Origin of the sequence: Geobacillus sp. TFV-3 (assembly GCF_009901865.1) — a bacterium.
Lineage (GTDB): Bacteria > Bacillota > Bacilli > Bacillales > Anoxybacillaceae > Geobacillus > Geobacillus thermoleovorans_A.
Map to the genome: position 1 here is coordinate 550,796 of NZ_MPSP01000001.1, position 13,375 is coordinate 564,170.

A 13,375-nucleotide genomic window follows, 5' to 3' on the forward strand; every position below is an offset into this window, starting at 1 on the left:
TTGTGAACGGAAACCGTTGTGTTTTGTGGCGGTTCATGGTATGCTTATGAATGTTAGCAACATGGAAATAGGAGAAGCCTTGCCGGCTAAACGGCTTTGCCGCTTGGCCGGCAGGTTTCGGAAACGGATGTGCGTTGGTTTCGCTGCAGAAGTGCTGGGCGCAAACTACCGCCGCTTTTCGCTGACAGGGGTGAGTTTGTCCTCTTGTCCGGAAGGCGGCGGTTTTATTTTGATATGGAAGGGAGGGAAAATGGGTGAGGGGGTTTGCGGCGAAAAGGCGGCCGATTATAAAATACGGGAACGGGCGCTTTGTTGAGGAAGAAGATGAGATCGCGCTCGAGTTTCCGTTGACGATCACGGTCAACGGCGAGGAGTTCGCGACGATTGTTTGCACGCCCGCGCATCTCGACGAACTTGTCATCGGTTTTTTGGCGTCTGAGGGGGCGATTCGCACGTATCGTGACATTAAGGCGATGACGATCGACGGGGAGCGGGGGTTCGCCTATGTGGAACTCGCTTCAGATGGTCTTCCGGCCAAGCAGTTTTATGCGAAGCGGTTCATCGGCTCATGTTGCGGAAAAAGTCGGCAGTTTTATTTTTACAATGACATGAAGACGGCGAAAACGATCGTCGGCGGCATCGCCGTGAAGGCGGATGACTGCATTGGCCTCATGGAAGCGCTGCATGAGCAGTCGACGGACTTTGCGGCGACGGGCGGTCTTCACAACGCCGCGCTCGCCACACCGGATGAGATCATCGTGATTCGCTCTGACATCGGGCGTCATAATGCGCTTGATAAGCTGTATGGCTATTGCCTGCGCCATCAAGTGGCGATGAAAGACAAGCTCATCGTATTCAGCGGCCGCGTCTCGTCGGAAGTGCTGTTAAAGGCGGCGAAAATGGGTGTGAGCGTCCTGCTCTCGAAATCGGCGCCGACGACGCTGGCCTTAGATTTGGCGGATGAACTCGGCATAACCGTCGTTGGCTTTTTGCGCGGACAGGCGTTTAACGTGTATACGCATGAGAGTCGGATCATAATCGGATGAAAGGGGAGGAGAGGCTGTGAAAAACCGTTGGCTCATTGCGTTATCGGCCGTCGGCATTCATATTTCGATTGGGTCTGTTTATGCGTGGAGCAATTTTACCAATCCGTTAAAACAATTGTTTGGCTGGTCCGACCAAGAAGTAGCGCTCACGTTCAGCATTGCGATCTTGTTTTTAGGATTGTCGGCTGCTTTCCTCGGTCATTTTGTTGAAAAGCATGGGCCGCGGAAATCCGGGCTGTTGGCCTCCGTCTTTTTTGGCCTCGGGGTGACCGGTTCCGGACTGGCTGTTGCGCTTGGATCGAAATATCTTCTGTACTTGTTTTACGGCGTGCTGGGGGGGATCGGCCTCGGCGTCGGATACATTGCGCCGGTGTCGACGCTCGTTAAATGGTTTCCGGACCGCCGTGGTTTGGCTACGGGGCTGGCGATTATGGGGTTCGGGTTTGCCGCGGCGATTGCGAGTCCGGTGATGAACAGTTTGATTGCCTCCGTCGGCGTTCAAAATACGTTTTTCATTTTAGGCATTACGTATTTTGTCATTATGACGTTATCTTCTCTTTATTTAGAAAAACCGCCGGAAGGATGGCTGCCGGAAGGATTTCAGGAAAAAGTGAAGGCCGGAAAAGCCAAACCTTCGCTTGATTTGGCGCAATTGACGGCCAATGAGGCTGTCAAAACAAGACGGTTTTGGTATTTATGGTTCATGCTGTTTATTAACGTGACTTGCGGCATTGCCGTTTTAGCAGTGGCGAAACCGTTGGCTGTGGAAAGCATCGGCATCAGCGAAACGGCAGCGGCGGCACTGGTTGGCGCCATCGGGGTGTTTAACGGGTTAGGGCGCATCGGTTGGGCGTCGGCTTCCGACTATATTGGAAGGCCAAATACGTACACGACGTTTTTCGTTTTGCAAATTTTGATTTTCTTCCTGTTGCCGAACGTGTCCATCAAATGGCTGTTTATCATTATGTTGACGATTGTCTACACGTGTTATGGCGGCGGATTTGCCTGTATTCCGGCGTATATCGGCGATTTGTTTGGCACGAAGCAACTTGGCGCGATCCACGGCTATATTTTGACCGCTTGGGCCGCAGCTGGTCTCGTTGGACCGATGTTTGCCGCGTATATCAAAGACACGACCGGTTCTTATGAAGGGAGCTTGGCCTTTTTTGGCGGATTGTTTGTCATCGCCTTCATCATATCTTTGCTCGTCCGCGTCGATATTCGCCGACTGCGCGCTCAGCATGAACAAATCGCCTATGTTTCTGCGGCTAAAGAAAGTTGAAAACGATTTCCGTTCGTTCCCCTCGGCGTGCGGCAAGCCATGCCGGGGGTTTTTTGATATAATGAGGTGGACAATAGGCATCATGGGGGAAACGGTGAATGAAAAGAGAAACCGAACGATTTCCGGCGCGCGAATTTCAGCGTGATTTGCTTGATTGGTTCGCCCGCGAGCGCCGCGATCTTCCATGGCGAAAAGACCGCGACCCGTATAAAGTGTGGGTGTCGGAAGTGATGCTGCAGCAGACGCGCGTCGAGACAGTCGTTCCGTATTTTGAACAGTTTATCGAGCAGTTTCCGACGTTGGAGGCGCTCGCTGACGCTGATGAGGATGAGGTGCTGAAGGCGTGGGAAGGACTCGGCTATTACTCGCGCGTGCGCAACTTGCACGCGGCGGTGAAAGAAGTAAAGGAGCGCTATGGAGGCAAAGTGCCGGATAACCCAGACGAATTTTCCAAACTGAAAGGGGTCGGACCGTATACGGTCGGGGCGGTGTTGAGCCTTGCTTATGGCGTCCCGGAGCCGGCTGTTGACGGCAACGTAATGCGCGTCTTGTCGCGTCTGTTTCTCGTGACAGACGATATTGCCAAACCGTCGACGAGAAAACGATTTGAACAAATCGTCCGCGAAATTATGGCGTACGAAAACCCGGGAGCATTTAACGAAGCGCTGATTGAGCTCGGCGCCCTCGTTTGCACGCCCCGCCGTCCGTCATGCCTTCTTTGCCCGGTGCAAGCCTACTGCCAAGCGTTCGCCGAAGGGGTGGCGGAAGAGCTGCCGGTGAAAACAAAAAAAACAACGGTCAAGCAAGTGCCGATCGCCGTCGCGGTGCTGGCCGATGATGAAGGCCGCGTTCTCATTCGCAAGCGCGACAGCACCGGTTTGCTTGCGAACTTATGGGAGTTCCCCAGCTGCGAAACGGACGGAGTGGATGGAAAAGAGAAGCTCGAGCAAATGGTTGGGGAGCAATACGGCTTGCAAGTAGAGCTTACAGAATCGATCGTTTCGTTTGAGCATGCGTTTTCCCATTTAGTCTGGCAGTTGACCGTGTTTCCCGGCCGCCTGATCAGCAGCGAGTCCACCAAGGAGCCTTTTCGGCTTGTGTCTGAGGATGAGCTCGAGACGTACGCCTTTCCGGTGTCCCATCAACGTGTTTGGCGCGAATATAAAGAATGGGCGGGCGGAGTGCGCCGCCCTGATTAATCAGGCACCGGCATCGTGCCGTGTGTATACGTTGCTTCGCGGCGTCCAAGGCCGCCGCGCGCTTCGATTTCCTCGATGATTTCGCGGTGAATCGTCTGTCCTTCGACGTTTAAATATGGAGCGATTTGTTGGAACGAATGATGAAAATAAGCGAGTTCGTCATCGGTCCATTCCGTTTTCGGAATCATCGACAGCTCAGTCATATCGCGGCCGACGTACATAGGCAGCCCCTCCCTCGTCTATGGAATTCGGCTATATTATATGTATAAGGAGTGAAAAACATGAGCGGAAAAGTAGCAGTGGTCACCGGCAGCAGCCGCGGCATTGGCAAAGCGATCGCCTTGCGGCTGGCCAAGAAAGGATATGATATTGTTGTCAATTACGCCCGCAGCAAAACCGCTGCCGAAGAAACAGCGCACGAAATTGAAGCGCTCGGGAGAAAAGCGCTCGTCGTGAAAGCGAACGTTGGTGACGTTGAGAAAATTCGCTCCATGTTCGTCCAAATCGATGAGATGTTCGGACGGGTCGACGTGCTCGTAAACAACGCCGCATCCGGCGTGTTGCGTCCGGCGATGGAATTGGAAGAAACGCATTGGAACTGGACGATGAACATCAACAGCAAAGCGCTTTTGTTTTGCGCCCAAGAAGCGGCGAAACGAATGGAGCGGGTTGGCGGCGGAAAAATTGTCAGCATCAGCTCGCTTGGGTCGATCCGCTATTTGGAAAACTATACGGCGGTCGGCGTCTCGAAGGCGGCGCTTGAAGCGCTGACCCGCTACTTGGCTGTCGAGCTGGCGCCGAAAAACATCGCCGTCAACGCCGTCTCCGGCGGAGCGGTCGATACCGATGCGCTGAAGCACTTCCCGAACCGCGGCGAGCTCCTCGCTGACGCTGCGGCCAATACGCCGGCTGGTCGCCCGGTCAAGCCGGAAGATATCGTCAATGCGGTGATGTTTTTATTGTCGGATGCAGCCGAGATGATTCGCGGACAAACGATCATCGTCGATGGTGGAAGATCTTTACTTTTGTAACGCCAACGGATAGAACGATCGCCTCCAGGGCATAGTAAAGCACGTGGAGGTGAGAACAATGGCGAAACAACCGAACAAAACAGCAGCTGGCACGAACATTCAAGAAGTAAGACAACAAAATGCCCAATCGGCTCAAGCCGCTCAAGCCGGTCAATTTGCGACGGAATTTGCGGCTGAGACAAATGTGCAACACGTAAAACAACAAAACGCGCAAGCGGAAACACGCAAAGCGCAAAACGTCAATCAATAACCAACGATCATCCATGGCTGACGCCTGGCGGTTGTGACGACGGCGTATGTCGCTACAAGAGTGCAGGCGATAGGCCGAAGATGGAAGGCAAAAGCAGGGGCAATACGCCTCTGCTTTTTTATCATCCCTAACCGAGAAGTCTCCCGCTTCAGTGCGATCAACATAAGTGAGGACAGCGGAACTGTGGGGCGCATGGGGATGGCTTGGCCAACAGCCTGCCGTTAGGCAAGAATCCTCAAGAATCTCCCACTTCTCAGCGTTTGCACAGGTGGGAAAGCGTTCAACGACAAAATCTCTCGTTGTTTGGCAAGATTCGTGAAAGGAATGGAAGGCCGAAGCCGCGAAATGATAAAAAAACGATACGACAAAGGGGAAGGAGAAGCGGGATGGGCATGATGGGATGTGCACGGACCGATGCGAACGACGAAGCGCTGTTTTGGCGGCATGAAATGGAGCGCTGCGAAGAGATCGTCCGCCAGCTCGATGAACTCGAACGTGAAGCGCCGACCTCTGCTTTGCGCGAGGAAGTGCGGCAAATGAAACGGGAAGTGGAGGCCATCCGCCGTGCGTTGGTAGGGCAGATGGCATCCGGCGTCTGACGGATAGGCCGCGGTCTTTGAGCCAACGCGCCAGTTGCCTTTTTCTCAACAAGGCGGCCTGCTTTTCTTTTCCAAAAGGAACAGGGTATAATATAAAGAAGAAGCTCCCATCGGAAAGTAGGGAAGAATGATGCCAGCTTACCCTCGGGACGGGAAAATCATTCAAATTCATAGCTACAAACATAATGGGGCGATTCACCGCATTTGGCAGGAAACGGTCGTATTAAAAGGGACGCCATCGTATGTGATCGGCGGCAATGACAAGACGCTTGTGATGGAAGCAGACGGCCGGACGTGGGTGACGCGCGAGCCGGCGATTTGTTTTTTTCACGCCAAGCACTGGTTTAACATTATCGCCATGATTCGTGAGGACGGAGTGTACTACTATTGCAATTTAAGTTCGCCGTTCGTTTGGGATGAAGAAGCGCTGAAGTACATCGATTATGATTTGGATATTAAAGTGTTTCCCGATATGACGTACATGCTGCTGGATGAAGATGAGTATGAGCGGCACCGCCGCGAGATGCGTTATCCGGATGTGATTGACCGCATTTTAAAAAACAACGTTCAAAAACTGATCGGCTGGATTAAGGAGCGGAAAGGGCCGTTTGCGCCCGAGTTCATTGACAAATGGTACGCGATGTTTCAATCTTATCAAAAATAAATAGCGGCATGAAAAAAGCCTGTTCGGCACCGCTGGCAGGTTTTTTCTGCTTTTTTGCCGAAAGCGGCACGTATGAAGAGCTGATGGTGAGGCGGGGAATTGTCGAGAACATCCGCCCAGCGGCAGGTTGTCAGTCAAGTCATTCTCGTGCGTCCCACGGTTGGGATGCTTTGCTGACGCTTATGCTTAAAAGCAGGGGTCTCGATTAGAGATGAGAAATAGCGACATGAAAAATCCTGTTTGGCAGGCAGTTTTTCTGCTTTTTCCCGCATGCATGAGGAATGGGTGACGGTCAAGCAGGAGTGATCAGTTGATTTGGAGGCAAAAATGGAATGAGACGTTAGAAATTATGATAAAAAATCTCCACGCGCTATTTTTGCAATCTATCCGGCGTGAAAATGGTCGTTCAAGGTGCGTGCATCTTTACAACAAATAAGATCAACGAGGGATTGTTTCATCCCCTCGTTATTTTATTACTTTACCTTTTTTAATAATTTTAATTTTTTATAATATTATATTGTGTTAGAAAACAATACATGGCATAATTTTATTCAGAGAGCAAAAGTTTCATCAAAATCGACTGAGAGAAGGGGAGCGTGATGAGGAAAAAGATTTTATTGGAAGTTCGTGGGCTTCGGACGTCTTTTTTTACGGACGACGGGGAGATTCCGGCGGTCGATGGTGTAGATTTTTCCATTCGTGAAGGCGAAGTGCTTGGCATTGTCGGGGAGTCCGGGTGTGGGAAAAGTGTGACGTCATTGTCTATTATGGGGTTGTTGCCAAAAGGAATCGGCAAGGTGGTTGGCGGGGAGATTTGGTTTAAAGGCGAGAACTTGATCGAAGCCTCGGAACGGCGGATGAAGCAAATTCGCGGCAATGAGATCGCGATGATTTTTCAAGAGCCGATGACTTCTTTGAATCCGCTGTTTACAATTGGTGAACAATTGGTTGAAGCGATTCGCATACATACGAAAATAGGAAAAAAAGAAGCGCGAGCGCGGGCGGTGGAGATGCTGAAGCTCGTCGGATTGCCGCGCGCTGAGCAAATGTTGGACGAATATCCGCATCAGCTGTCTGGCGGCATGCGCCAAAGGGTGATGATTGCGATGGCGATGTTGTGCCGCCCTGCGCTCTTGATCGCGGACGAGCCGACGACGGCGCTTGATGTGACGATTCAGGCGCAAATTTTAGCGCTGATGAAAGAATTGAACCGAACGTTCGGCACAGCGGTGATGATGATCACCCACGACTTGGGAGTTGTCGCGGAGCTGTGTGATCGCGTCATTGTCATGTACGCCGGCCAAATCGTGGAAGAAGGAAGCGTTCGGGATATTTTCCGCCATCCCCAGCATCCGTACACCGTTGGCTTGATCCGCTCAATCCCGGATATCCGCGGCAAAAAGGAGCGGTTGTATTCCATTCCCGGCCAAGTGCCAAAACCCGGAGAGGTCCGACACGGCTGTCGATTTGCTGACCGGTGCGAATGGGTTGTTGACCGCTGCCGCCACGAAGATCCGTTATTGTACGAAACGGGGGAACAAGGCCATCGCGCCCGCTGCTTTTTGGCGTTAGAGAAGGGAGGGCTAGCCGATGAGCGAACCGCTGCTCGAAGCGAAAGGGCTTAAAAAATACTTTCCTATTACCGGGGGATTTTCGGAAAGCAAATTGGGACGGTCAAAGCGGTCGATGATGTGACGTTCACCGTGTACCGCGGCGAGACGCTCGGCATTGTCGGCGAGTCGGGCTGCGGCAAGTCGACGACGGGCCGAATGCTGCTGCGGCTCATTGAACCAACGGACGGTTCGATCGTATTTGAAGGGAAAGATGTAACCGCTTTATCAAAAGCGGAGCTGCGCCGGTTGCGGCGCGATATGCAAATGATTTTTCAAGATCCGTTCGCCTCGCTCAATCCGCGCCATACGGTCGAGAAAATTTTGGAAGAACCGCTCATCGTCCACGGCATTGGATCAAAAGAAGAACGGAAGCAGCGGGTGTGGGAGATGCTTGAGGTGGTCGGGCTCGGTTCGTATCATGCCAAACGCTATCCCCACCAGTTCAGCGGCGGCCAGCGCCAGCGCATCGGCATCGCGCGGGCGCTGATGACCCATCCGAAACTGATCGTTGCCGATGAACCGGTTTCGGCGCTTGATGTATCGATTCAAGCGCAAGTTCTCAATTTGCTTGAAGATTTGCAAAAAGAGTTTGGCCTTACATACATTTTCATTGCCCATGACTTGGGGGTTGTTCGCCATATCAGCGACCGGGTCGGCGTCATGTATTTGGGTCGTATGGTTGAACTGGCGGACAGCGAGTCACTATATGAATCGCCAAAGCATCCGTATACGCAGGCGCTTTTGTCCGCTGTGCCGATTCCAGATCCTGATCATAAAGCAGAACGACAGCTGCTTTCCGGCGATTTGCCAAGCCCAGCGAATCCGCCGCAAGGGTGCGCATTCCATACTCGTTGCGCATTCTGCATGGACATTTGCCGCGAGCGGCGTCCGGAATGGCGAGAAGTGACCAATGGACATTACGTTGCTTGCCATTTATACGAGTCAACAGGAGAGCAACGTGATGATAAACAAATGAAACACAAGGGGGAAACGCGATGAGGAGAAAATCTTGGTTCAAGTGGACGGGGCTGCTGCTGGCGTTTATGCTTGTTTTGGCCGGCTGCGGCAAGTCGAAAGAAACGGCGGGAGGCGGCGGTGAAAAGACGTCGGCCCAAGACACGCTTGTTTATGGGCGCGGCGGCGATTCGGTGTCGCTTGACCCAGCGACTGTGACAGATGGGGAGTCGCTGAAAGTAACGAAAAACATTTTTGATACGCTGCTGGATTACAATGACAACGATACGTCCATCAAGCCGGCGTTGGCGACGGAATGGACGATTTCAAACGATGGACTGACCTATACGTTTAAACTGCGCCAAGGTGTCAAGTTCCATGACGGGACAGAGTTTAACGCCGATGCCGTCGTCTTTAACTTCGAGCGTTGGGCGAACGGCAATGCCGACAAGTTTCCGTATTACGGATCGATGTTTGGCGGTTACAAAAATGATGACAGTCATGTGATTAAAGAAGTAAAGGCGCTCGACAAGTACACGGTGCAATTTGTGCTGAAGCGTCCGCAAGCACCGTTTTTGAAAAATCTCGCCATGACCCCGTTTGCCATCGCCAGCCCAGAAGCAGTGAAAAAATACGGCGACAAGTTTGGCGAACACCCAGTCGGGACCGGTCCGTTCGTCTTTAAAGAATGGAAGCGGAACGAACGGATCGTACTTGAAAAAAATAAAGACTATTGGGAAAAAGGATATCCGAAGCTGAACCAGCTCATCTTCGTGTCCATTCCGGACAACTCGGCGCGCCTCAATGCGCTGTTAAAAGGCGAAATTGACATTATGGAAGACTTGAATCCAACGGACTTAAAACAAGTGGAAGGAAACAAAGAGTTTCAAATTTTCAAGCGCCCGTCTATGAACGTCGCCTATGTCGGACTGACGGCGACGAGAGGGCCGCTGAAAAACAAGTTGGTTCGCCAAGCGTTGAACTACGCGGTTGACAAGAAAGCGATCATCGATGCGTTTTACGCCGGCCAAGCGGAACCGGCGAAAAACCCGATGCCGCCCAGCATCCCGGGTTATAACGATGCGATTCAAGACTATCCGTTTGATTTGAATAAAGCGAAGGAGCTGCTTGCGAAAGCGGGTTATCCGAATGGCTTTGAAATCGAACTGTGGGCGATGCCGGTGCCGCGTCCGTATATGCCGGACGGGCAAAAAATCGCGGAAGCCATTCAAGCGAATTTTGCCAAAATCGGTGTGAAAGCGAAAATTGTAACATATGAGTGGGCGACCTATTTAGATAAGCTCGCCAAAGGGGAAGCGGACGCCTTCCTGCTCGGCTGGACGGGTGACAATGGCGATGCGGATAACTTCTTATATGCGCTCCTTGACAAAGACAGCATCGGCAGCAACAACTACACCTATTTCTCGAATGATGAGCTGCATAAAATTTTAGTTGAAGCGCAAACGGTGAGCGATGAAAACAAACGGAATGATCTGTATAAAAAAGCGCAAGAGATCATTAAAGAAGAAGCGCCATGGATTCCGCTCGTCCATTCAACTCCGCTGTTGGCTGGCAAGGCAAATATCCAAGGATTTAACCCGCACCCGACCGGTTCGGATAAGTTTACGAAAGTCGAGTTCCGATAATCGACTGAGAGAGGGGAAGGAGCGCATCTTCCCCTCTTTGTTTGCCGCATGTTAAGGGAGGGAGAGTCAGGTGCTGTCGTATGCTGTGAGAAGGGTGTTGATGGTGATCCCGGTGTTGTTTGGCATGTCGCTTGTCGTCTTTTTTATGATCCGAGCCATTCCGGGCAATCCGGCGCAGGTTATTTTAGGCCAAAAAGCGACGAAAGAAGCTGTGGCGGCTTTGACTCATAAGCTTGGGTTGGATCAGCCGTGGTATGTGCAGTATATGAAATATATCGGCGGTTTGCTGCACGGCGATTTAGGGGAGTCGATCCGCACCGGCGCCCCCATCGCTGAAGAAATTTGGCCATATTTGGCGGCCACGATCGAGCTGTCGCTGGCGGCGATGCTGATCGCCGTGGTCATTGGCGTGAACGCCGGCATTATCAGCGCGTGGTTTCAAAATTCATGGTTTGACTATATTGCGATGGTGCTGGCGCTCATTGGAGTATCGATGCCGATCTTTTGGCTTGGCTTAATGGAGCAGTGGCTGTTTTCGATTGAACTTGATTGGCTTCCGACATCAGGGCGGGAAGATGTGCGCAACCCGATTGAACCGATCACTCATCTTTATCTGATCGATACACTTCTGTCCGGGAATACCGATCAGTTTTGGCAAGTTGTGCAACATCTTGTCTTGCCGAGCATGGCGCTGGCGACGATCCCGATGGCGATTATTGCTCGCATGACGCGTTCGAGCATGTTGGAAGTGATGAAATCCGACTACATTCGCACCGCTCGCGCGAAAGGGTTAAGCATGTTTTGGGTCGTGTACAAGCATTCGTTGAAAAACGCCATTATTCCCGTGTTGACAGTCATTGGGCTGCAAACAGGACTGCTGCTTGGCGGTGCGATTTTGACGGAAACGATTTTCAGCTGGCCCGGCATCGGACGCTATATCTATGATGCAATCGGGTATCGGGATTATCCGGTGATCCAATCGGGCATTTTGATCATTGCCACCATTTTTATTTTTATTAATTTGATCGTTGATTTGCTTTATGCGATCATTGATCCGCGCATTAAGTACAATTAAGGGGGGAGGGCGCCTATGGCTGAACTAGCGCGCACGCCGACAACGCCGCCAGCGGCGATTAGGGAGACGGAATCGGTTTCTTTATGGAAAGAAGCATGGCGGGGGTTTCGAAAAAATAAAATCGCCTTGGTCGGTGCTGGGATCGTTTTGTTTTTTATCCTTGTCGCCATCTTGGCGCCGTGGCTGGCGCCATATGATTATAAAGACCAACAGTTAGCCGAGCGGTTGCAGCCGCCTTCTAGCGAGCATTGGTTCGGCACCGATGATTTTGGCCGCGACATTTTTTCTCGCGTGATATATGGAGCCCGCATTTCCCTGTGGGTCGGATTTTTTTCCGTGCTCGGCTCGGTCATGGTCGGTTCGCTGCTTGGCATTATCGCCGGCTACTATGGGCGCTGGATTGATGGAGTGATTTCGCGTTTGTTTGACATTATGCTGGCGTTTCCGAGCATTTTATTGGCGATCGGCATCGTCGCGGTGCTTGGGCCGTCTTTGCAAAACGCCCTCATCGCCATCGCTGTAATTAATGTACCGAACTTTGGGCGGCTCATCCGTTCTCGCGTGCTAAGCATTAAGCAAGAAGAATACATTATGGCAGCGAAAGCGATCGGCATGAGCGACTGGCGCATTTTAATCCATCATATTTTGCCCAACAGCCTCGCGCCGATCATCGTTCAAGGGACACTGGCGATCGCCACGGCCATTATCGAAGCGGCCGCCCTTGGCTTCTTAGGCTTGGGGGCGCAGCCGCCCAATCCGGAGTGGGGGAAAATGCTGTCGGACGCCAAAGATTTCTTGACCCAGGCGCCGTGGACGATGATTTTTCCAGGGTTGGCCATTATGTTGACCGTATTAGGGTTTAACTTAATGGGGGATGGGCTGCGCGATGCGCTTGACCCACGGATGAAAAATTGAAGCAGGCGGTCCGCTACGAGCGGCCGCCTGATGATTTTTCCAGCTCTTTTTCCAGTGTGTCATCGTAATGGTAATGGTGGAAACTATCGATAAGCTTGTCTAAATGTTCGAGGCGGTCCCCATAATCCATGATCGCTCCGATTAACGAAAACAACCGATAATCGCCCGGCGGCTGGCCGTCTGCATAAAAGGCGGAAGCGAGACGCTCGCGATGCTGATGAATTTCCTCGGCCCGTCTGCTGTGAGGGAGCGGCTTTGCCTTATGGATAAATTTCAGTAACAGCTGCTCATGATAGTCAAGCAAGCAGCCAAGGTGCAGGCAGACGGCTTGACGAAGCTCGGAGGGCAAGCGGTTGAACTCGTTTTCGAGCCGATGCAGCCATTTTAAGACCGATAAAGCTCGATCGGCTGCGGCAATCATTTGCCGGTATAACACGAGCTTGCGCGATTTTTGGAAACGCTGGCGCCGAAAATACGTGCGCTCTTCTTTGTACATAAAATATAGGTGCTCAAGTTTCGTCATTTTTTCGTGCCGCGTTTCAATTTCTTCTTTTAAATGAGGATGATCGGCTGCCTGCTGTTTATGGAGGCGGATCCATTTTAAAATGGCCTCTGTTTCTTCGCTGATTTTTTCATATAACTTTTTTTCGTACTTGGGCGGCAAGAAAATCAAGTTGACGACAAAGGCGGCGAAAATGCCGAGCATCATCGTGAAAAAGCGAATGGCCGCAAATTCGATGAACTGGCGGTCTGTATATTCCATAATGGCAATGACTGTGACAAGCGCTACGGAAATCGTCGATGATTCAAGGCGCATTTTCAGACAAATGGCGATGACGATCATCAGTGTCAAACCGACGACCAACGGATCGCGCCCAAGGACGAAAACCGCCGCGATCGCGAACAAGGCGCCGATCACATTCGCTTGCACTTGCTCGATCAGCGATAAATAGGAGCGGTAAATGGTCGGCTGCATGGCGAACACAGCGGAAATGCCGGCGAACGCCGGCGATGGAAACTGAAAGAGCGCCGCTAAAAACAAGGCGAGCGCTACCGCGATCCCCGTTTTAAAAATGCGGGCACCGAGTTTCATCTATGATC

Annotated in this window: 13 protein-coding genes and 1 pseudogene; 12 read left to right on the forward strand and 2 right to left on the reverse strand. The window is 51.9% G+C overall.

Annotated elements, in window-relative coordinates:
* The first annotated feature begins 254 nt into the window (after positions 1–254).
* From fdhD to mutY, 3 genes are all read left to right on the forward strand, one after another.
* On the forward strand, positions 255–1,046 hold the full coding sequence (gene fdhD / locus BJQ97_RS02760; protein ID WP_160155424.1) for a formate dehydrogenase accessory sulfurtransferase FdhD: 792 nt from the start codon (positions 255–257) through the stop codon (positions 1,044–1,046).
* A gap of 16 nt (positions 1,047–1,062) precedes the next feature.
* Positions 1,063–2,328 carry an L-lactate MFS transporter gene (locus BJQ97_RS02765; protein WP_160155425.1) on the forward strand — a complete coding sequence of 422 codons (1,266 nt, stop codon included), beginning with the start codon at positions 1,063–1,065 and terminating at the stop codon, positions 2,326–2,328.
* 98 nt (positions 2,329–2,426) lie between these two features.
* Entirely contained in the window at positions 2,427–3,527 is a 1,101-nt protein-coding gene (mutY, locus tag BJQ97_RS02770; protein WP_160155426.1) for an A/G-specific adenine glycosylase, read from the forward strand.
* Here mutY and BJQ97_RS02775 read toward each other — a convergent pair.
* On the reverse strand, positions 3,524–3,748 hold the full coding sequence (locus tag BJQ97_RS02775) for a hypothetical protein (protein WP_011229968.1): 225 nt from the start codon (positions 3,746–3,748) through the stop codon (positions 3,524–3,526). The two genes, mutY and BJQ97_RS02775, sit on opposite strands and share 4 nt — an antisense overlap.
* Positions 3,749–3,808: 60 nt before the next feature.
* Here BJQ97_RS02775 and fabL point away from each other — a divergent pair, with 60 nt between their 5' ends.
* From fabL to nikC, 9 genes and pseudogenes are all read left to right on the forward strand, one after another.
* Positions 3,809–4,558 (forward strand): enoyl-[acyl-carrier-protein] reductase FabL, encoded by a 750-nt coding sequence (gene fabL / locus BJQ97_RS02780; protein ID WP_160155427.1) that lies wholly within the window; start codon positions 3,809–3,811, stop codon positions 4,556–4,558.
* Positions 4,559–4,616: 58 nt separating this feature from the next.
* The gene (locus BJQ97_RS02785) at positions 4,617–4,808 is read left to right on the forward strand and encodes a gamma-type small acid-soluble spore protein (RefSeq protein WP_160155428.1); all 192 of its coding nucleotides are present in this window, start codon (positions 4,617–4,619) and stop codon (positions 4,806–4,808) included.
* 386 nt (positions 4,809–5,194) lie between these two features.
* Positions 5,195–5,407 carry a YgaB family protein gene (locus tag BJQ97_RS02790; protein WP_236567111.1) on the forward strand — a complete coding sequence of 71 codons (213 nt, stop codon included), beginning with the start codon at positions 5,195–5,197 and terminating at the stop codon, positions 5,405–5,407.
* 130 nt (positions 5,408–5,537) lie between these two features.
* Positions 5,538–6,071 carry a nucleoside tri-diphosphate phosphatase gene (gene ntdP / locus BJQ97_RS02795; protein ID WP_160157520.1) on the forward strand — a complete coding sequence of 178 codons (534 nt, stop codon included), beginning with the start codon at positions 5,538–5,540 and terminating at the stop codon, positions 6,069–6,071.
* Positions 6,072–6,670: 599 nt separating this feature from the next.
* The gene (locus BJQ97_RS02800; protein WP_160155429.1) at positions 6,671–7,696 is read left to right on the forward strand and encodes an ABC transporter ATP-binding protein; all 1,026 of its coding nucleotides are present in this window, start codon (positions 6,671–6,673) and stop codon (positions 7,694–7,696) included.
* Positions 7,662–8,683: pseudogene (locus tag BJQ97_RS02805) on the forward strand (ABC transporter ATP-binding protein). The gene BJQ97_RS02800 and the pseudogene BJQ97_RS02805 overlap by 35 nt, the downstream one beginning before the upstream one ends.
* Complete coding sequence (locus BJQ97_RS02810; RefSeq protein ID WP_160155430.1) at positions 8,680–10,284, forward strand: ABC transporter substrate-binding protein; 1,605 nt, start codon at positions 8,680–8,682, stop codon at positions 10,282–10,284. Before BJQ97_RS02805 ends, BJQ97_RS02810 begins: the two are co-directional and overlap by 4 nt.
* A 70-nt stretch (positions 10,285–10,354) precedes the next feature.
* Complete coding sequence (locus tag BJQ97_RS02815; RefSeq protein ID WP_160155431.1) at positions 10,355–11,359, forward strand: ABC transporter permease; 1,005 nt, start codon at positions 10,355–10,357, stop codon at positions 11,357–11,359.
* Between the two features lie 15 nt (positions 11,360–11,374).
* Positions 11,375–12,274: a nickel transporter permease gene (gene nikC / locus BJQ97_RS02820; protein WP_160155432.1), complete on the forward strand. Its 900-nt coding sequence runs from the start codon at positions 11,375–11,377 to the stop codon at positions 12,272–12,274.
* Positions 12,275–12,287: 13 nt separating this feature from the next.
* On the opposite strand, the gene BJQ97_RS02825 is transcribed toward nikC, so the two are convergent.
* Positions 12,288–13,367, reverse strand: coding sequence for an aromatic acid exporter family protein (locus tag BJQ97_RS02825; RefSeq protein WP_160155433.1), 1,080 nt, complete (start codon positions 13,365–13,367; stop codon positions 12,288–12,290).
* Positions 13,368–13,375: the final 8 nt, after the last annotated feature.